Annotated in this window: 16 protein-coding genes and 1 pseudogene; 12 read left to right on the top strand and 5 right to left on the bottom strand. The window is 36.2% G+C overall.

Going from position 1 to position 20,526, the window contains the following annotated elements; translation table 11 throughout:
• Positions 1-19: 19 nt before the first annotated feature.
• Positions 20-1,201 carry a sugar transporter gene (locus GQ593_RS00200; protein ID WP_160430081.1) on the top strand — a complete coding sequence of 394 codons (1,182 nt, stop codon included), beginning with the start codon at positions 20-22 and terminating at the stop codon, positions 1,199-1,201.
• Between the two features lie 73 nt (positions 1,202-1,274).
• Here the strand turns inward: GQ593_RS00200 and GQ593_RS00195 are convergent, their stop codons facing one another.
• Positions 1,275-3,200, bottom strand: coding sequence for an ABC transporter ATP-binding protein (locus GQ593_RS00195; protein ID WP_160430080.1), 1,926 nt, complete (start codon positions 3,198-3,200; stop codon positions 1,275-1,277).
• A 198-nt stretch (positions 3,201-3,398) separates the two neighbouring features.
• Here GQ593_RS00195 and GQ593_RS00190 point away from each other — a divergent pair, with 198 nt between their 5' ends.
• A complete protein-coding gene (locus tag GQ593_RS00190; RefSeq protein ID WP_160430079.1) occupies positions 3,399-5,576 on the top strand; it encodes a MerC domain-containing protein in 2,178 nt (725 codons plus the stop codon).
• 48 nt (positions 5,577-5,624) lie between these two features.
• Here GQ593_RS00190 and glyA read toward each other — a convergent pair whose 3' ends face one another.
• Together glyA and GQ593_RS00180 are read right to left on the bottom strand one after the other, a co-directional pair.
• Positions 5,625-6,881 (bottom strand): serine hydroxymethyltransferase, encoded by a 1,257-nt coding sequence (gene glyA, locus GQ593_RS00185; protein ID WP_160430078.1) that lies wholly within the window; start codon positions 6,879-6,881, stop codon positions 5,625-5,627.
• Positions 6,882-7,423: 542 nt separating this feature from the next.
• Positions 7,424-8,353, bottom strand: coding sequence for a hypothetical protein (locus GQ593_RS00180; RefSeq protein WP_237397651.1), 930 nt, complete (start codon positions 8,351-8,353; stop codon positions 7,424-7,426).
• A gap of 646 nt (positions 8,354-8,999) precedes the next feature.
• Between GQ593_RS00180 and GQ593_RS00175 the strand changes: the two genes are divergently transcribed.
• The 10 genes and pseudogenes from GQ593_RS00175 to GQ593_RS00130 all read left to right on the top strand — a co-directional run bounded on the left by GQ593_RS00175 (position 9,000) and on the right by GQ593_RS00130 (position 16,726).
• Entirely contained in the window at positions 9,000-9,311 is a 312-nt protein-coding gene (locus tag GQ593_RS00175; RefSeq protein WP_160430076.1) for a hypothetical protein, read from the top strand.
• 189 nt (positions 9,312-9,500) lie between these two features.
• The gene (gene rsfS, locus GQ593_RS00170; protein ID WP_160430213.1) at positions 9,501-9,818 is read left to right on the top strand and encodes a ribosome silencing factor; all 318 of its coding nucleotides are present in this window, start codon (positions 9,501-9,503) and stop codon (positions 9,816-9,818) included.
• A 4-nt stretch (positions 9,819-9,822) separates the two neighbouring features.
• Positions 9,823-10,293, top strand: a complete 471-nt coding sequence (gene rlmH / locus GQ593_RS00165; protein WP_160430075.1) for a 23S rRNA (pseudouridine(1915)-N(3))-methyltransferase RlmH — start codon at positions 9,823-9,825, stop codon at positions 10,291-10,293.
• Between the two features lie 13 nt (positions 10,294-10,306).
• Entirely contained in the window at positions 10,307-10,774 is a 468-nt protein-coding gene (ybeY, locus tag GQ593_RS00160) for an rRNA maturation RNase YbeY (RefSeq protein ID WP_160430074.1), read from the top strand.
• 100 nt (positions 10,775-10,874) lie between these two features.
• On the top strand, positions 10,875-11,747 hold the full coding sequence (gene corC / locus GQ593_RS00155) for a CNNM family magnesium/cobalt transport protein CorC (protein WP_160430073.1): 873 nt from the start codon (positions 10,875-10,877) through the stop codon (positions 11,745-11,747).
• On the top strand, positions 11,740-13,281 hold the full coding sequence (gene lnt / locus GQ593_RS00150; protein ID WP_160430072.1) for an apolipoprotein N-acyltransferase: 1,542 nt from the start codon (positions 11,740-11,742) through the stop codon (positions 13,279-13,281). Before corC ends, lnt begins: the two co-directional genes overlap by 8 nt.
• Positions 13,282-13,508: 227 nt before the next feature.
• Positions 13,509-14,417, top strand: a pseudogene (locus GQ593_RS00145) (glutamate/aspartate ABC transporter substrate-binding protein).
• 164 nt (positions 14,418-14,581) lie between these two features.
• Entirely contained in the window at positions 14,582-15,301 is a 720-nt protein-coding gene (locus tag GQ593_RS00140; protein WP_237397650.1) for an amino acid ABC transporter permease, read from the top strand.
• Between the two features lies 1 nt (position 15,302).
• Entirely contained in the window at positions 15,303-16,004 is a 702-nt protein-coding gene (locus GQ593_RS00135) for an ABC transporter permease subunit (protein ID WP_160430070.1), read from the top strand.
• Entirely contained in the window at positions 16,001-16,726 is a 726-nt protein-coding gene (locus GQ593_RS00130; RefSeq protein WP_160430069.1) for an amino acid ABC transporter ATP-binding protein, read from the top strand. Before GQ593_RS00135 ends, GQ593_RS00130 begins: the two co-directional genes overlap by 4 nt.
• A 98-nt stretch (positions 16,727-16,824) precedes the next feature.
• Here the strand turns inward: GQ593_RS00130 and recD are convergent, their stop codons facing one another.
• Positions 16,825-18,675, bottom strand: a complete 1,851-nt coding sequence (gene recD, locus GQ593_RS00125; RefSeq protein ID WP_160430068.1) for an exodeoxyribonuclease V subunit alpha — start codon at positions 18,673-18,675, stop codon at positions 16,825-16,827.
• A 25-nt stretch (positions 18,676-18,700) separates the two neighbouring features.
• Complete coding sequence (locus GQ593_RS00120) at positions 18,701-20,284, bottom strand: DUF4139 domain-containing protein (protein WP_160430067.1); 1,584 nt, start codon at positions 20,282-20,284, stop codon at positions 18,701-18,703.
• Positions 20,285-20,526 lie beyond the last annotated feature (242 nt).

Raw genomic sequence — 20,526 nt, 5'->3', positions numbered from 1 at the left:
CTCCTCCATAATCTTAATCATGAATAATAGTATTAACCGATCTCGTATTTGGTCATCAATTCTTTGCCTTGCATTTGCGGCATTTATTTTTAATACAACGGAATTTGTACCTGTTGGATTATTACCTAATATTGCTGAAAGCTTTTCAATGGATGTTGCTCATGCTGGATTATTACTCACCATTTATGCATGGTCTGTTTCGTTATTATCATTGCCACTCACAGTATTAACGTCAAAAATGGAGCGAAGAAAACTACTAATTTTTCTATTTTGCCTATTTATTGGTAGCCATATTTTAGCCGGATTTGCGTGGGATTTTTACAGTCTGATGGCAGCAAGGATTGGCATTGCTTGTGCACATGCGGTATTTTGGGCAATTACAACACCGCTTGCAGTTCGATTAGCACCTAATGGTAAAAAAGCTAAAGCAATGGGCTTTATTGTTATTGGCGTATCGATGGCAACCATCCTAGGAATCCCAATTGGTACCATCATAGGGCAACTCGTTGGCTGGCGCGTGACTTTTTTATGTATTGCTGGTATCGCTTTTTGCGTGATGATATTACTGCTCCGTTTATTACCTACTGTACCAAGCATGGATATTATCTCTATCAAAGATATTCCAACGGTATTAAAACGGCCAATACTGCTTAACATTTATCTATTAATAGCCATTATTATTGCTGGCCACTTTACTGCTTATACTTATATCACGCCATTTATGAAAGATGTTGGCGGATTTAGTCAAAATGTTATCGTCGCTTTATTGTTAGTGGTCGGTTTTTCAGGCATGATTGGCAGTGTTATTTTTGCAAGATATGCCGAAAAAAATCCAACCGCCATATTAGTGATGCCTATGTTGTCATTGATCATTTGTTTATTATCGCTTTATGTCTGTTCATTCACGCTTTATACCGCAATCATTCAATGTTTGATTTGGGGGCTTTCGATTACCATTATTGGCATGGTCATGCAAAGCAAAGTGATTGATGCAGCGCCCGATGCAACCGATATTGCTACATCGGTCTATTCAGGTATTTACAATATTGGAATAGGCGGAGGCGCTTTTATAGGCAGTAAAGTATTAATTTTACTATCAAAGGAAGATATTGGTTTTGTTGGCGCAGCTTTCGTTATTATTGCATTGTTATTTTTCTGTCTTTATTCTAGAAAATTGTGGAATAATAAAACCATTTTATAAAAATCTTAACGCTCAGAAACAGCATTATTTATTATATACCCCAATAAATAATGCTGAAAATAACAGTCTTACATTATAATTTACTTAAAGACTCTAACTGTTCCCAGCGTTCAAAAGCAGACTCTAATTCAGCTTCTTTATCGGTTAAAGATTGTAAGATTGGTCCCGTAACCTCGTGGGGTTGATTAAAAAAGTCACTTTGACCAATTTGAACTTGTAAATCAGCAATGGCTAATTCTAATTGCTCTATTTTGCTTGGCAATTGTGTTAACTCTCGTTGCTCATTATAACTCAGCTTAACTTTCTTTTTAGTGGCTTGATCATTGCTTTTGTTATTCGCCGTGCTTAATGCTTTTTTAGGCTGTTTAACATCATTAACTGCCGCCACCTTAACCGGTTGCGCCTGTTGCTGCTGTTGCAGAGCATCAGCATAACCACCTGCATAAACGCCAATATGCCCTTTTTCTTCAAAAAACCAACATTGGGTAACGACGTTATCAACAAACTGTCGATCATGGCTAACTAGCAAAACTGTTCCCTGATAATCATTAACCAACTCTTCTAACAACTCCAGCGTTTCAATATCAAGATCATTGGTCGGTTCATCAAGTATTAATAAATTGCTAGGTTTTAAAAATAGTTTAGCCAGCAATAAACGATTACGCTCACCACCTGATAATGCACGAACAGGTGTTCGGGCGCGTTTTGGCGGGAATAGAAAATCTTGCAGATAACCAAGAACGTGACGTGATCGTCCATTAACCATCACCTCTTGTTTACCTTCAGCTAAATTATCCATCACGGTTTTTTCAGGATCAAGTTCTAATCGATATTGATCAAAATAAGCCACTTCAAGCTTTGTACCACAATGTACGCTACCTGATGTTGGCGCTAAATTACCTAACATTAGTTTTAACAACGTCGTTTTACCAATACCATTAGGACCAATCAGGGCGATCTTATCGCCACGTAATACTTGCACAGTAAAATCATTAACTAGCAATTTATCTTCAATCTGATAGGTCACATTTTCAAGCTCAAAAACAATTTTTCCAGAACGTAGCGCCTCTTCAATTTGCATTTTGGCACTGCCCATCACTTGGCGACGCTCGCTATACTCTTGGCGCATTGCTTTCAACGCACGTACTCGCCCTTCATTACGTGTACGGCGAGCTTTAATACCTTGGCGAATCCAAACCTCTTCTTGAGCTAATTTTTTATCAAATTCCGCATTTTGCAACTCTTCAACGCGCAAGGCTTCTTCTTTACCAAGTAAATAGTTATCGTAGTTACCACTCCAAGAGGCAATTTTACCCCGATCTAAATCAATAATACGCGTTGCCATTTGACGAATAAACGAACGATCATGAGAAATAAACACAATACTGCCATTAAAACTTTTCAAAAACTCTTCCAACCATTTTATGGTTTGAATATCTAAATGGTTTGTTGGTTCATCAAGCAATAAAACCGACGGTTGACAAACTAATGCTTTGGCTAATGCAGCTTTACGAAGCCAACCACCAGATAGCGAAGATAACAAGGCATCACCATCAAGTGATAACGACGAAATAACATTACGAATACGACTATCTAATTGCCAACCATTTTGATGATCTAACTGCTCTTGCATTTTCGCTAATTTAGCCAAGTTACTTTCGCAAGGATCGTGTTCAACACGATGAGCTAAATCGTAATAATCTCGTAGTAACTGTGCTTGTTCGTGTAATCCTTCTGCCACAAAGTCAAACACATTGCCTTGCACATCGCGAGGAGGATCTTGCTGTAAGCGTGAAACAATTACATTATTTTCATAAATAATTTGCCCTTCATCTAATGGCACTTCTTTATTTAACACTTTAAGTAACGTTGATTTGCCGGCACCATTGCGACCAACAAGACAAACACGCTCGTTTGGTTCAATAGACATATCGATATGATCAAGTAGTGGTGCATCGCTAAATGAAAGATAAGCATTGGTAAGATTAATTAATGACATATTAGTGATTTTTTTTGGATATTAAGTAATAAGGCATTATTCTATCATAAAGTTGCCAAAGGCAACTAAATCAAATACCAAAGATACACTAATAGGTGTCACAAATATTAGAAATTACTGTTCTGTTCTATCAAAAAAAATAAATACTGTTTATATTAATGTACAAAATATTATTTAGATTTTGATGTGGAGATAACTATGAGTCACATGTGGACATTTCAGCGCGTAGGTGGATTAGATCAAGTGGTATTTAAAAATGCCAATGATATTATTAATCTACCTGATTTAGACCCCAAATTATGGGTAGCTTTAAGTTGCCCAACCATAGGGCTAGATTTTGATGAACGAACCTTAGCGCTACTCGACTCAGACAAAGATGGACGTATTCGCATACCTGATATTTTAGATGCCATTAGCTGGACTCGAGATAAAATTATTTCATTTGATAGTATTTTAAAAACGAGCGAAACACTCCCCTTATCACAAATTGATACATCAACTCCATCAGGGAATAAACTCTCTGTCACCGCGCATAGCATTTTAGCAAGCTTAAATAAAAGTAACGTGGATTATTTAAGCCAAGACGACATACAGCAATGTATAAAAACCAATGCTGACAAGCTTTACAATGGTGATTTAATCTTCCCTGCATCAAGCGAATTATCGCCCGAAATGCAAACGTTTATTCAAACAGCAATCCAAACCACCGGCGCAAAAAAAGATATGAGTGGGCAAGACGGTATCGATCTAAACATCGCCACCACTTTTGTTGACAACTTAAAAACGTGGTTACAATGGCAAACCAAAATAAGTAACACGCAAACACCATTTGGTGAAAATAGTGCCGAAATTTGGAAGTTAATCCAACAACTCAAACCCAAAATTGATGATTATTTTTTACGCATTGAACTAGCACAATACGCTCCTCAAGCGCAAACCGCGCTCAATGTCGATGAAAAATATATTGTACCAACACAAAATGGATTACTGTCTGATGAAGCTTTAGCCGAATTACCACTATCAAAAATCGATACAACCAATGCGCTTGATCTCGTCAATGGGCTTAATCCACTTTGGAAAGCTAAAATCAGCCGATTTAAAACATTAGTGGCGTCATCATTATATAATCCCGATCAATTAACACCGCAAGAATGGCAAGACATTCAACAAAGTTTGCAAGCTTACGCTACTCTTATTAGCGCTAAGCCCGAAATGGCACAATTAACAGTTGAAATTGAACCCTCTGCCAGTATAGAAGATATGTCAAATAGCGTCATTACCAAGCTAGCTAACGATGATTTACTCAACGAATTTAAGCAGATGGTTGAACAAGACAACAAAACGCCAATATCTGCATCAGATGTGCTAGTGTTAGAAAAATTAGTCCTGTTTCATAAACATCTTTACCGTTTACTGGTTAACTTTGTCTCTTTTGCAGACTTCTTCACGCCAAAAACCCGAGCTGCCTTTCAACTAGGTAATCTTTATATAGATGGTCGCTGCGCAACCCTTTGCGTTGCAGTTGACAATATCGCCAAACACTCAACAATGGCAAATTATTCTGAACTTTGTCTACTTTATTGTGAATGTACACGGCATGGGCAAAAACAGCTGATTGCCGCTGCCATGACCGCAGGGCAAGGTGATCTATTAATTGAAGGTCGCAATGGTGTGTTTATCGACAATGAAGGGAATGATTGGGATGCCAATGTCGTTAAAATAATCACCAAACCAATTAGTATTCAGCAAGCGATTTTGGCACCATATCAACGCATTGGGCGCTGTATTACCGAACAAATTAACAAATGGGCAAGCAGCAAAGATGCCGATGTTGAAAAATCGAGTGAACAAGCATTGCAAAACCCAGCTAATAAATTTGATATTGGCAAAAGCGTCGGTATTTTTGCGGCAATTGGTTTAGCCGTTGGCGCAATCGGCACGGCATTAGCTTCGATTTTTCAAGCGATTTTTTCGCTCACTTGGTGGCAATTCCCTTTGTTTTTTGTTGGGATATTCCTGATTATTTCGGGTCCTTCTGTTATTTTGGCATGGTTAAAATTACGCCGAAGAACCCTTGGACCACTGCTTGAAGCATCAGGCTGGGCTATTAACGGGCAAGTTAAAATCAACTTAATGCTAGGCGGGCTACTCACCAGCAAAGCTGAACTACCAACAAATGCAAAACGTAATTTGCATGACCCTATGAAACAGCGCCACCAAAAGCTGATCGTTATTTTTTGGTTAGCTATTTTACTTGGTGTTGGAGCGACAGCGGGATGGTTATGGCATGAAGGTTACCTTGACCACTATATCAAGCAGCATAATCAAGAGCAAACCCAAAATAAAACTGACACAACCACCAATATTGACAAATAAAATCAACAGAGCATTTCGCCGATACTAGTCGGCGAAATTAATCAGCCATTAATGCTGATAAACAGGCAAGCGGCGACAAATAGCTAAAACTTTGTCTTTTACTGCTTGAATGGTTTGCTCGTCATCAATATTATCTAAAACATCACAAATCCAATTTGCCAAATCGCGTGATTCGGCTTCTTTAAAACCTCGGCGAGTAATAGCTGGCGTACCAATACGCACGCCTGATGTCACAAACGGGCTTTGTGGATCTTTAGGTACACTATTTTTATTGACAGTAATATTGGCACTCCCCAAAGCCGCATCGGCTTCTTTACCTGTGATATTTTTATCGACTAAATCAATTAAAAACAGATGGTTGTGTGTTTCGCCAGAAACCACTTTATAACCACGTTGCACAATCACGTCAACCATCGTTTTGGCATTTTTCACCACTTGCTGTTGATATTCTTTATAAGCTGGCTCCATTGCTTCTTTTAATGCTACCGCTTTAGCGGCAATCACATGCATTAAAGGTCCACCTTGCGCTCCAGGAAAGACCGCCGAATTTAATTTTTTATATAATTCGTCACTGCCACCTTTAGCTAAAATCAATCCCCCGCGTGGGCCACCTAGGGTTTTATGGGTTGTTGTAGTCACAACGTGTGCATAAGGAACAGGATTTGGATAAACACCTGCGGCAACCAAACCAGCCACATGTGCCATATCCACAAATAAATAAGCGCCCACACTATCAGCGATTTCTCGCATACGCTTCCAATCCACCACACCAGAATAAGCCGAAAACCCACCAATGATCATTTTTGGCTTAGACTCTTGAGCTGTTTTAGCCAGCTTGTCATAATCAATGCGCCCTGAATCATCAACCCCATAATCCACAATATGATAAAGCTTGCCAGAAAAGCTAACTGGCGAACCATGCGTCAAATGCCCACCTTCTGATAGATTCATACCTAAAACAGTATCGCCGGTCTTTAGCAGCGCCATGTAAACGGCAAAATTGGCCTGTGAACCTGAATGTGGTTGCACATTAGCATAATCAGCACCAAATAAGACCTTGGCACGTTCAATTGCTAATTTTTCAACAATATCAACATATTCACAACCACCATAATAACGTTTCCCTGGGTAACCTTCGGCATATTTATTAGTGAGCTGTGAGCCTTGTGCTTGCATTACTCGTGGGCTGGTATAGTTTTCTGATGCGATCAGCTCAAGATGATCTTCTTGACGCTGCTCTTCGCCTTTAATGGCATCCCACAATTCCTTATCATACTCGGCAATAGTCATATCTTTATTAAACATATTGACTCCTTATTATTTATTGCATCAGCCTTAAAGGCATGGTTGCACAATATGCGTATGCATAATGTGGTATAAAAAATCACAGTTAATTATCCTTACTTAATCAACGTATGATTTCAATCTTTTTTTAGAGTTATAAAAAATATTTATATTAAATAGACGAGTAAAAATGGTCTTAAGGAGGCAAGCATTATCGATAATATGAATACTAAGGCAGTTTTGATTAGACTTTTAGTAAAAAGCTTTGGAAACAGTGTTAAAAAACGTCAAAAAATTATTCAAACACCCTATTTATTTTACTTAATTATTTGTTTTTAATAATAAATAAATGCATTACAACATAATTTTTGTTTATTATTTCGGTGAGTTTTATTTTTCTGAAACAAGCGCTTTTACTATCTAGTAACAAAAGCGCATAGCTCACAGGCGCGGTCAGCTTGGAGTCCCGCAAAACGCTGGGGGCTTTGTTCTTTGCTAAATTATCCTTAATTCGCACCATAATCCCACCCGAAGCCCAAAAAATCAAGAACTAAAAACAAAAGCTAAGGCGTGACGCAAAGCCCCTCATAACCAACATTCAAAGGGGTACGCAACACTTCACCGTCAAACGAGGTCACAGCAAAGTACGTTTTGTTATCTGTTGAAGGATCACTTACCGAGTAGCCATCGTTACCGAATCTTGCCCCGTAGTAATAATACATTTTGCCCCACTCTGTGAAAAATCCTGCCCCAATTCGACGCTGATAATGATTACCACTTGATGACGGCGTAGCGCCCACAACACCTCTACATAAATCATTGTCTGGGTTGTGATCGTAATCAAGACAGATGGCATTGGTGAGGTCTTTTGCTTTCGGAAGTCGATAGCCTAATCCCTCACACCATTTTGCGTGTGATGGAACACCAGGCCATCTGTCATCTGCATCGCGGAGAACGAACCATTTCTGTAATACAAATCCATATGTTACAACCTCATGACCCTTGCTATCTTTACCCACTAACTCGAATGTCTGCGGTAAATTTGGCTTATAAACTAGACCTGGGTATGATGGACTCTCAGCTAGCCAAGAATTATTCAGCTTAGGACCTGTTAGAGTAACTCTCGTCACATCTTCTGGATTATCAAGCCAATCATCCCATTTTCCTATCTTCCATTCCACTGTAGCAGTTATACCCTCATGCGTAACAGGTTCCCAAGTCAACTGACTTGCATCAACACCTTCTATATCTAAATCAAAATATAATCCGTCAGCTCCCGTGGTCGGAAAATTAAGCGCATATGAGTAGGGGTTGATTGACTGTACTAGGAATCCTTTTTGAGAGTTCCATATGTCAACGGGACCAGCATTTTCATCTGTGCCCCAAACCAGATCAGGTCTAACGAAGTTGATAAATGGTGATGGCGATAATATGATTGCATCGCTACGATTACCTTTTTTACCGACCAATGCCTGTGAATGCCATGAAGACAACAAGAACAATACCAACGGAACTTTTGAAGATAATTTAGATAATAGTTTGGGGGATAATTTCGAGGATATCAACGAGATAAGAGAAAAAACTCGTCTAACATGGTTATTTAGGAAATTCAGGACATAGGTTTGGCAGTGCTGGTGTTTGGTGTTTGGTGTTTAAAATGATAATGCATTACGGTTCTCCTGTCAAGTAAATTATTGTTTTATTTATATTTTGCTTGCTTACCTGCTTATTAAATAAGCTATTTTTTAAATTGATGAAAGTATAACCGTTTAAAAAAAGTTTGGCTAGTTTTTTGGGGTATTTTTTGGAAAAATTTGTTAGGCGTAACTTTGATTAAGTTTGTAAAAAGCTTTAATAGATTGAAATATTTAGTTTAATTAAAAACAACAAAACAAAAGCCAAATAAAATCAATAATGTACATAAATATTTTTTAATGAGTTTTGAGGACTTACCAAAAATCATGCCTTTTTGTTATATAAGTATCCGTTAATATTTATACAAATCAACTCTTATAAGATAAAATAATTGAAAAATTATTCAGTATGATCGTATACATTATGAAGGTGAAATTTTTTCTTATTCTTTTTTTGTTTAAAACTAATATTGCAAAAGCAGGAACATTTAGGATCCATCCGCGCATGGGTCACGATTACAATCCAATATATCCATCTTTATTAGGTTTATTTTTAGGACTTTTATTCTTTGTGATTATATCGTCGTTAACAGAAGTGCTAGCTGAATTTAGTATGCATAGAGAAAAAAAGCGAAAAGCAAAAAATCCAATAAAAGATGTAATAAAAAAAGAGAAAAATTTAGCTATAAATAATCAAAAAAAATTGAAAAGAAGCCAAGTAAAGAAAAACAGAAAAGAACAAATAAAAAAAATGCGTGAAGATAAATTGGCAAAAAAGATGAGGAAAAAGAAAAAAGATAAGAAATTAGATAATTAAATAAAATTACCTTTTTAAATAAGGCTATTTTTATAATTTAGTAAACAAATATTAAAAAAAGATTTTGAGTCACATTGCTCAATATCGTTATATTTTGTCACATTCAAAAAATATACATGAATTTTTCATCGCCGTTATTTTTGAAATATATGCTATAATGGCGCTTTATTTTTAATAAAAAGAGAGATTATTTTGCAGCAGTCGTTACAAGATTTTATTATTGATAAGATTGATGATCTAAAAGGCAAAGACATTGTTACCCTTGATGTCCGCGGTAAATCAAGCATTACCGATTATATGATTATTTGTACCGGTACTTCAAACCGTCATGTTTCGTCTATCGCAGGGCATTTGCTTGATGAAGCAAAAAAACAGGGCCATTTGGTGTTAGGTAGTGAAGGGAAAAGTGATGCTGATTGGGTCGTGGTTGATATGGATTCAGTGATTGTGCATATCATGCAAGAAGAAAGCCGTCAGCTTTACGAACTCGAGAAGCTTTGGAGTTAATTGCGTGAAGATACAGCTTATTGCTGTTGGCAATAAAATGCCAAACTGGGTTACTACAGCTTTTGATGATTATCAGTCACGGTTTCCTAAAGATATGCCTTTAGAACTTGTTGAAATCCCCGCAGGTAAGCGCACTAAAAATGCTGATATTGCCCGAATTTTGGATAAAGAGGGCGAATTGATGTTAAATGCTTGCGGTAAAAGCAATCGCATTGTGACACTTGATATACCAGGTAAACCATACACAACGCATAATTTAGCTGAGCAGCTAGAACGCTGGAAAGTAGACGGGCGTGATGTGAGTTTATTAATCGGCGGACCCGAAGGTTTATCTCCTGCTTGCAAAGCAGCAGCACAGCAGAGTTGGTCGCTGTCGCCACTTACGCTTCCCCATCCTTTAGTACGAGTCATTGTGGCTGAAAGTCTTTACCGCGCATGGAGTTTAACCACTAATCATCCTTATCATCGTGAATAATTAAGGTAATAAAATGAGCACCATTATTTTAGATTTGCAAATTGCTACAGAAGATACCCTAAATTTACCAACCGAAGCGCAAATTTTGCAGTGGTTAAATGTTATTCTACCTCAATTTATGGATAATGCCGAACTCACTATCCGTATTGTTGATGAACAAGAAAGCCAGCAATTAAATAATACCTATCGTCATAAAGATAAACCCACCAATGTATTATCTTTTCCCTTTGAATCCCCCATTGAGATTGATGTTCCTTTATTGGGCGATCTAATTATTTGTAAACAAGTTGTCGAATCCGAAGCCAAGCAACAACATAAATCATTAACTTCACACTGGGCCCATATGATTGTACATGGTTGTTTACATTTACTGGGTTATGATCATATTCTTGACGAAGAAGCCGAAGAAATGGAAAATATTGAAGTTGCTATTATGCAGCAATTAGGATTTGAAGATCCTTATCAACCGATTGACGAATAAAAATATGCAATTAACCGTTTAGTTAAATGGCAATCTAACTAACTCAACAAACATATAAAATAAGTTACATTAATAACAAAGCAAGAAAGGAAAAGAGCAAATGAGTGATGATAATCACCGGAGACCTAAAAAAGGGTTTGCATTATGGTTAAGTCAATTATTTAATTCAGAGCCAAAAGATAAAGAAGAACTTATCGCGGTGATTCGCGAAGCTGAAGAAAACGAACTTATCGATCCAGATACCCTTGATATGATTGAAGGCGTCATGGATATAGCAGAGCAGCGCGTTCGCGATATTATGATTCCCCGCTCTCAAATTGTGACAATCAAAGATAATTATTCGCTTGATGAATGTCTTGATATTATTTCTGAACATGGGCACTCACGTTATCCTGTCATTAGTGAAGATAGAGATCATATAGAAGGCATTTTACTAGCTAAAGATCTTTTGATTTTTATTCGCCAAGGTGTTGATAATTTCGATCTCAAAAAAATCCTTAGACCAACCGTTGTCGTACCAGAAAGCAAACGTGTCGATCATATGTTGAAAGAGTTTCGTATGCAGCGTTACCATATGGCGATGGCTATCGACGAGTTTGGCGGTGTGTCAGGACTTGTGACTATCGAAGATATTTTAGAACTTATTGTTGGCGATATTGAAGATGAATATGATGAGGTAGAAGATCGGGATATTCGCCGCTTAACGCCCTCAGTTTATACAGTGCGAGCCCTTACACCAGTTGAAGATTTTAATGAAATATTTGCCACTAATTTTAGTGATGACGAAATGGATACCATTGGCGGTCTGGTGATGCAACATTTTGGACGATTACCTTTACGCAATGAAAGTATTACCATTGATGGTTATCAATTTAAAGTCACCATTGCAGACCGAAGGCGAATCATCCAACTGCATGTGACTATTCCTGAAGGAGCAACTGTGCCTAATTTAGAGCTACCTGAAAATGTTTAAACAAATCTTATTAAGCCTAATATTTGGTGGTATAGCGGTTTTTAGTTATGCCCCATTTCATATTTGGCCTTTAGCTTTTGTCTCGTTTGCGGGGCTTTTATGGCTTATTGCCGATAAAGCAAAAAAACAAGCCATGCTACTCGGATTAAGTTGGGGCATTGGCTATTTTACGGCAGGGATACACTGGGTTTATATTAGTATTCAACAGTATGGCGAGTTACCTGCTCTGGTTGCCATTATCGTATTAGGCCTTTTAATTGTATATTTGTCGCTTTATCCGATGCTATTTACTGTTTTGTTAAGCATAGCAAATCGTTTTACTGGGCAATTTTCATTTAAACAGCTTGTGCTTGTCGCTCCAGTGCTTTGGCAAGTAACCGAATTTTTACGTGGCTATATCTTAACTGGATTTGCTTGGTTGCAACTTGGCTATAGCCAGCTTGATAGTCCATTACGAGCCTATTTCCCTCTAGTTGGAATAGATGGCGTTAATTTATTGTTAACTATTTTGTGTGGATTATTCGTTTATTGTATAAGGACAATAACCAACAAAACACCAAAGCGGCACGCACTTGGTGCAATTATTGCACTATTTACGATCTTTTTTGCACCAATTTCATTCAATAATACTAATTGGACTACGATAGATAACACTCGTTCGGCTAATTTTGCATTAATTCAAGGAAATATTTCGCAGTCAATTCGTTGGACAAAAGATCAACTCAATGACACGTTACAAACCTATGCAAAACTGAGTCAAGAAAACTTTGAAAAAGATAAAATTATCATTTGGTCAGAAGCCAGCATCACCGATTACGAAATAAATCAGCAATCTTTTTTACAATATCTAGATAACGAAGCTAGAGCCCATGATGCTGAAATCGCTGTAGGTATTATAGATTATCGCTTTGGTGAAACTGGATATCAAGCTAATGGAGATCTCTACAATACTTTGTTGGTATTAGGTGAAAAAGAACCTTATCAATATCCAACAACTAATCGTTATCAAAAACACCATTTAGTGCCTTTTGGAGAGTTTACACCACTAGAATCAATACTTGAACCGATTGCTGAATTACTCAATATTCCTATGTCGTCGATGAAATCTGGCGAAACAAAACAACCTCAATTACAAATAAAAGGCTTTAAATTTACCACAGCTATTTGCTACGAAGTGATTTTATCGAATTTAATGTGGCAAAACTTTGCTGCAGACAGTGATTTTTTACTGACTGTATCAAATGACGCATGGTTTGGTAATAGCATTGGCCCGAAGCAACATCTGCAAATGGCACAAGCCAGAGCATTAGAATTTGGTAGGCCTTTAATCCGTAGCACTAACACAGGCATTACCGCAATCATCGATCCACATGGCAATATTGTTAAACAGTTACCACAATTTAAAACAGCGGTTTTATCGGCAACAGTATCACCCACAACGGGTTTAACGCCTTATGCAAAATGGGGAAATTGGCCTTATTTTGCTATGATGGTATTAATGTTTATGTCACTTTTTATAAAAAGACGTTCATAATTAACGATACTGGCATAATTATTGCTTAGATATAATTGGATTTAACTAAGTATTGGTGTAATCAATCATCATAATATTGCGTTAATTATTGGTTACATCTAGCTCCAATGATAGATAAATAAACAGTAAAAAGTACTTTTATGGTAAAAAATAAGTTATAATATACGCCCTTTGTAAAAATATTAAAATTATTTAATATGATACAAACTAAACAGTAGGAGACGAGTATGAACAAAAAGACAAAATTAACCAAATTAGTATTATCATTTGCAATGTTAGGACTAATGACTGGTTCGGCTGTTGCAGAAGAACTGAGTGGTACATTAGCAAAAATTAAAGATAGTGGTGTTATTGTTGTTGGTCATCGAGAATCTTCTATTCCATTTTCCTATTATGGTGATAATCAAGAGGTTATTGGTTACTCACAAGATTATTCTAATTTAATCGTCGATGCGGTTAAAAAAGAATTAAACTTACCTGATCTTAAAGTAAAATATTTACCAGTTACTTCTAAGACTCGTATTCAACTACTTAACAACTATACCTATGATTTCGAATGTGGTTCGACAACTAATAATCTTGAACGCCAAAAAACAGTTGGTTTTTCAGACAGTATTTTTATTGTTGGTACGCGCTTCCTAGTTAAAGCGGATAGCAATATCAATAGTATCGAAGACCTAAAAGGTAAAAATGTAGTAACAACAGCAGGTACAACTTCTGAAATCCGTTTAAACCAAATCAACAGTAAAGATAACTGAGGTATTCGTATCATTACACCAAAAGATCATGGCGATGCGTTTAATGCGTTAGAAACAGGTCGAGCTGCAGCATTTTTAATGGACGACGCACTACTTGCAGGCGAACGTTCTCGCGCAATTAATCCTGCTGAATGGAAAATTGTTGGTGAACCGCTTTCTTATGAAGCTTATGGTTGTATGTTGAGAAAAGGCGATACTCAATTTAAACAATTGATGGACAAGACAATTGCTGATGCGCAAAAATCAGGAAAGGCTTTAGAATCCTATAACAAATGGTTTACTCAACCTGTTCCGCCAAAAGGCGCAAATATGAGTCTTGAAATTTCGCCAAAAATGGTTGAGCTATTTGCCAATCCTAATGATAAAGCATTAGATTAATACTTTTCTTATCTTTCTAATCCAATGTACTAAATGAATTGCATTTAGTACATGATCTAATTTAGTGAATTAAATATATTATGAGTTTTAATTGGACACTCTCTTTTGAACCTATTACAGCTTTATTGAGGAGTTTTTTAGACTCCATTATGAGCTTTAATTGGATGTTATTTTTTCAATCCACCCCTTATGGTGATGGAATTTACTTCAATTGGCTACTAGATGGCATTGTTGTGACTGTTTCATTGGCTGTGACTGCTTGGATCATAGCCTTTGTGCTGGGGTCACTGGTAGGGATATGTAGAACTTTAGAAAATCAGTTTCTAAATAACTTTGCGGCAAGTTATATTCAACTATTTCGTAATATTCCATTACTGGTGCAAATGTTTTTGTGGTATATGATACTACCAGTAATATTAAGTGGTAGTGTACGAATTTGGTTTACATCTGTCTTATCGCCGAATATAAGCGCATTTATCACTGCCGCAATTGCGTTAGGGCTATTTACATCTGCGCGTATAGCAGAACAAGTAAGAACAGGTATTCAAACTTTACCTAAAGGTCAACGATATGCTGCTATTGCACTTGGTTTAACTAATCGACAAGCTTATATGTACGTTTTATTACCAAATGCTTATCGACGTATTATTCCACCATTAACGTCAGAAATGACCAATATTATTAAAAATTCATCGGTTGCTTCAACAATAGGATTAATTGATTTAATTGGTGAAATTGATCGCATTAATGAGTCAACCAATAGCATTATCGAAATATTATGCGGTGTCACAATTGCCTTTATGCTGATTAACTATGTGGTAATTACTGTCATGCGAATTGTTGAAAAACATACTCGTTTACCTAATATGAGTCACGGAGGATAAAATGCAGTTATTTCATTGGATTGCCGATATACCTTCATTAGTATTAGATAACTATCGCTTATTATTAAGTGGATTATGGTTAACAACTAAAATCACCCTTACTGCTGTGGTTTTCGGTATTATTTGGGGAACAGTACTGGCATTAATGCGTTTATCAAATAATAAGGTACTTAATGTTTTTTCTAAATGCTATGTCAATTTATTCCGCTCCATTCCTCTATTATTAGTGTTGTTATGGTTCTATTTAGCACTGCCTCAGGTCATTAAATACCTATTTAACTTGCCACCATATGCAGATGTACGTATTGCATCAGCGATGATTGCTTTTGCGCTGTTCGAAGCTGCGTATTATTCTGAAATCATTCGTGCAGGTATCAATGCTGTTGCTAAAGGTCAATATCATGCAGCTTATGCATTGGGTATGACCAAAAGCCAAGCAATGCGTTTGATTATTTTACCTCAAGCATTTAGATCTATGGTGCCATTGTTATTGACACAAGGTATTATCTTATTCCAAGATACCTCTTTGGTTTATGTCATGAGCTTAATTGATCTATTTGGCGCAAGTGTGTCGCAAATCGGTAATACACAAGGTGGCACCGTCAAGTATTCTATGATTATTTTTGCAGCTGCAAGTTATTTTATAATTTGTTTCACTGCTTCATGTTTAGTTAATTATTTCAAGAAAGGGATAAATCGATGATCTCCTTAGAAAATATATCAAAATGGTATGGACAATTTCAAGTATTAAAAAACTGCACAACTCGAGTCGGTAAAGGCGAAGTTGTGGTGGTTTGTGGTCCTTCAGGTTCAGGTAAATCAACTTTGATAAAAACAGTTAACTGTTTAGAGCCTGTACAAAAAGGCAAAATTATTATTGATGGAATTGAAGTTACAAGTAAAGCGACTAACTTAGCAAAGTTACGCTCTAAAGTGGGTATGGTATTTCAACATTTTGAACTATTCCCGCATTTGACTATCTTAAAAAATCTTACCCTTGCGCAAATTAAAGTGTTAGGTCGAGCCGATGAAGAAGCTCGCGAAAAAGCGCTTAACCTGTTAGAGCGTGTTGGTTTACTTGCTCATGCAGATAAATACCCTGCACAGCTTTCAGGCGGTCAACAACAACGTGTGGCCATTGCTCGTGCGCTATGTATGGATCCCATTGTAATGTTGTTTGATGAACCAACCTCAGCGCTTGATCCTGAAATGGTAAATGAAGTATTAGATGTGATGGTTGAACTTGCTTATGAAGGTATGACCATGATGGTTGTTACGCACGAAATGGGCTTTGCACGTAAAGTTGCACATCGGGTTATCTTTATGGATGCAGGTGAAATTATTGAAGATACATCAAAAGAGCAGTTTTTTACTAATCCACAATCAGATCGTGCTAAAGACTTTTTAGCTAAGATTATTCATTAAGTTAACTATTACAGGGCTTATCGCCCTGTTTTAATGTTTATTCATTGATTTATCTTTTTATAAAGAATTATCTGTATTAGCGCATTTAAAAAATCCACTCAACTATTGTTCTGTAATAAACTAACTAAACCACTATGCCTTTGTGTTTGTGATTTTATTGATTGTAATAAGATCGGTTCAGTCGCATAAATTGAAACGGCTTTTTTAGCGCGGGTAATTGCTGTATAAAGCAAAGAACGGTTAAGCAACGGCGAATAATCAGTTGGTAATATAATATTCACATCATCGAATTCTGAACCTTGCGACTTATGGATTGTCATAGCGTAAGCTGTTTCATGCTCAGGTAATCGAAATGGCGAAAATCCTTTAATAGAACCATCAGCAAACGGGAAATACACACGTAATTTTGAGCTACCCTTTTCGGCCATTAATGTAATGCCAATATCACCATTGTACAACCCTAATGAAGTACTATTGCGTAAAATCATAATTGGCCGACCAACATACCAAGCTTCTTTACTTTTTAAGTGAATCAATTTATTTTTGGCTAACAGCAACTCAATTTGCTTGTTTAAACCCTCTACACCAAAATGCCCTTCTCTTACGGCACAAAGTAAGCGATATTCGGCAAATTTAGCTAAAACTGCCGCAATATCATTAGTTCCATATTGCTTAATAACATTTAAATAATGTTTATAGTGATTAATACTATCATATAAAACATCTTCATAAGCTTGTTGGGATGAAAGTACATGATATTGGATATCACTTAATGACTCATCGGTTAATAATTTTTTAACGATAGTTGAGCGCCCCTCTTTAACTGCATTTGCCAACAATCCAATACCAGAGGATTCATTAAAACGATAACTTTTTTGTAATAAGCAAATACTGTCAGTGATTGTTGCTGTTTGCTCGCAAGCAGGCACAGCATAACCCGTTAATTGACTTAGCTCTTTTGCTCGTGGTTCACTATAACCATACGTAATAAAGGTACAAAGATCACCAAATACCGCACCAGCTTCGACCGATGAGAGCTGATCTTTATCACCTAACAAAATCAAACGTGCAGACGTGGGTAAGGCTTCAATGACTCTTGCCATCATATTTAAATCAACCATTGAGGCTTCATCAATAACTAACACATCAACATGCAATGGGTTATTTTTATCATGCTTGAATGAACGATTATCTGCTTTTGCACCTAATAAACGGTGTAAAGTGATCGCTTCTGCCTTTATATTGAGTGATACAAAAGCGAGTTGTTCAATTGTGCGACTCAATGATTCGGTTAATCTTGATGCCGCTTTCCCCGTCGGGGCTGCTGTAATAATTCGGGCATTAGGATTGGTTAACAAAATTCCAGCTAAAATTTTAGCCACAGTTGTAGTTTTACCCGTACCAGGCCCCCCCGAAATAATCGCGACTTTACGCGTTAATGCCGCAGCAACGGCCACCTTTTGCCAATCAATTACAGTATGATTATCGGTAAAAAGCTGATTAAGTATAGTGCTTAAATCAGCATCGCAATTTGACTCTTCATTAAGAATTGTGTGATTGAAATATTGAGCAACATTTTTTTCATCCATCCACATCCTTTGAAAATAAAGTTTATTTTCAATAAAGATAAGCGGAGATAAATTTGTTCCATCACTCACAATTTGACTATTTTGTGCTTGTTTAAGTGCGTTTATCCAATCTTGCTCGTTTGGCGAGCCTAAGGCTAACCAAAGCTGCAGTTCAATCGTAGGTTGGTTTAAGTAACTAAGATCCAAGCACACATGACCAGCTCTTACTTCTTTACTTAGCGTTATCACTAAAAAACTGAATCGTTTGATCGTAATATCATCATTTAGCTTTGCTTTATTCGTTAAAAACACGGCCAAATGAATATCCAGCAAACTAATTTGACTGTCTTGTTTAAATTGGTTTAACCATTCGTTTAACATACTGTATTTTCTGTGATTCACTCATTTATAATCCAATTATATCGTTAACTTTATCTTTTGGATAAGTCAGTTTAAAGCTTAAACTAAGATTTTTATTTTCATTTGGATTCAACTTAAACTGCCACATCAATTGACCGGTTTCTTTATTATAGTTTGCACTATCATATTTAGTATCATCAAGTATGACCGCCTTATTGATAATATTTGGTAGCTGATCATAAACAACAATATCAATGGGTAACGATTTGGCATTTTTTACATCAATGGTATAGGCATATTTTTGTGAAATATTATTGCCAAATAACGAAGGTTTTGATGTTTCATTAATATTACGGTTACGTGAAATAAAAATATTGTTATCTTTTCCTAAAGAGATATCTAGCGTTTCTTTTATATCTTTAGTAGTAATAAAACTTTCGCCAATATAATTACCGTTAAAAAATACCGTGGACTTTCCTGGTAAAAGGTTAAGTTTATCCCAATCAGCAATTTGTGCTTGTAAATATACACTGCTATCTAATTTGGGAATAGCAATATAATGATATTTCGCTTCCACTTCTTTGTTTTGTAAAGTAAGAATATTACTTTGGCTATTGGATTTAATGGTATAAGGCAATTTGACTTCAAAGCGGGTATTAATACCTAACGTTTTGGTTAATACATTATCATCAGGATTCACTGATCTTGACGCTTTTGCACTTATTTCATCATAATCTTTTTCGCTCTTAGAAAAAAAGAATCCACCTTTTGTAGTATACAAATCGATAAACCAAGGCATTAAATCAGGAGCAGTTATTCCATCACTTGGATTAGATGTCGATAAACTAAAATCCACATTTTGCCAATCCAAACCACTATTTTGATAAATGTCTGCTTTATAAGTGAGTTGTAATGGAGAATTGATATCCGCAACGCGCACATCATAAACAGGCGCCCAACCAGCTTTATTGGTGACGTACGATAAAGTCACTGGCAAGCTAATGTCTTTATCAGAATAAACTTTTACGGTAATTGCATTAGTTAAACGCTTGGTCAACGCTTTTTGTTTATCAATCTTATCTTGGCATTGTGCGATTTGTGCATCAATCTGATCGACTTCTTTCTGTAGTTTGTTTTGTTCATTTAATGCCGTAACTAAATTTGTTTTAACAAATTCCAACGCATTTTTCATTCCGTCTAAATCGTTATTTCCATTTTTAACTAACAGATCCAAGCGATTCCCCTGTAAAAGGGTAATTTGTTCAGATACGGCTTTTAATTGTATTTCAGCGGTATCATGTTTTTCTTGTAATTGCTTTAGCTCGTCAAGTAAAGGCTTAATATCTGCGCTAGGTTTATTATCGCCAACATAGTTATCATTTAATGACGTTGACAATACTTTTACGTTAGCATCATTACCAAATCCCACATTAATTGAATTTGCTTTAACACCATCGGCAATTCCAGTCAATAAAATTTCACTTTCCCCTTTATTTAATAATACCGTTGATTGCCCTTGCAATTCAGCTCCTTGCAAAAAAAGCGTTACTTTATTGAGTGTGACATTATTGTTTGCTAAGACACTATTAGAGGCAAATGCAATGAAAAAAGCTATTTTTTGAATTTTCATATTTTCTTTTCAATCTAATTGGAATGTTAATTATTGGAATATATTTAGGTTATAGGTAAGCAAGAAATAGCCACTACCTAAAATCAGTAATGGTAAAAGAGTATTCACTATTTTCAGCTTAATTGCTATAAATTTTAATAAAGTTAAATAAAAATAAATTATTTTATGTTTAATATATTGAACATAAATACAAAATGATTTATATTTTGTTTAAAATAAAAAACACAAAAATAAGGAGACTA

Origin of the sequence: Gilliamella sp. Pas-s25 (assembly GCF_009795885.1) — a bacterium.
Lineage (GTDB): Bacteria > Pseudomonadota > Gammaproteobacteria > Enterobacterales > Orbaceae > Gilliamella.
This window is presented reverse-complemented; position numbering and strand designations above follow the sequence as displayed.

What these genes read in the sequence shown, in the direction of transcription:
- ybeY (WP_160430074.1), top strand. Translation starts at nt 10,307, where the DNA reads ATGAGCACCATTATTTTAGATTTGCAAATTGCTACAGAAGATACCCTA.
- glyA (WP_160430078.1), bottom strand. Translation starts at nt 6,881, where the DNA reads ATGTTTAATAAAGATATGACTATTGCCGAGTATGATAAGGAATTGTGG.
- GQ593_RS00135 (WP_160430070.1), top strand. Translation starts at nt 15,303, where the DNA reads ATGCAGTTATTTCATTGGATTGCCGATATACCTTCATTAGTATTAGAT.
- recD (WP_160430068.1), bottom strand. Translation starts at nt 18,675, where the DNA reads ATGTTAAACGAATGGTTAAACCAATTTAAACAAGACAGTCAAATTAGT.
- GQ593_RS00175 (WP_160430076.1), top strand. Translation starts at nt 9,000, where the DNA reads ATGGGTCACGATTACAATCCAATATATCCATCTTTATTAGGTTTATTT.
- GQ593_RS00195 (WP_160430080.1), bottom strand. Translation starts at nt 3,200, where the DNA reads ATGTCATTAATTAATCTTACCAATGCTTATCTTTCATTTAGCGATGCA.
- GQ593_RS00190 (WP_160430079.1), top strand. Translation starts at nt 3,399, where the DNA reads ATGAGTCACATGTGGACATTTCAGCGCGTAGGTGGATTAGATCAAGTG.
- GQ593_RS00120 (WP_160430067.1), bottom strand. Translation starts at nt 20,284, where the DNA reads ATGAAAATTCAAAAAATAGCTTTTTTCATTGCATTTGCCTCTAATAGT.
- GQ593_RS00200 (WP_160430081.1), top strand. Translation starts at nt 20, where the DNA reads ATGAATAATAGTATTAACCGATCTCGTATTTGGTCATCAATTCTTTGC.
- GQ593_RS00130 (WP_160430069.1), top strand. Translation starts at nt 16,001, where the DNA reads ATGATCTCCTTAGAAAATATATCAAAATGGTATGGACAATTTCAAGTA.
- corC (WP_160430073.1), top strand. Translation starts at nt 10,875, where the DNA reads ATGAGTGATGATAATCACCGGAGACCTAAAAAAGGGTTTGCATTATGG.
- lnt (WP_160430072.1), top strand. Translation starts at nt 11,740, where the DNA reads ATGTTTAAACAAATCTTATTAAGCCTAATATTTGGTGGTATAGCGGTT.
- GQ593_RS00140 (WP_237397650.1), top strand. Translation starts at nt 14,582, where the DNA reads ATGTTATTTTTTCAATCCACCCCTTATGGTGATGGAATTTACTTCAAT.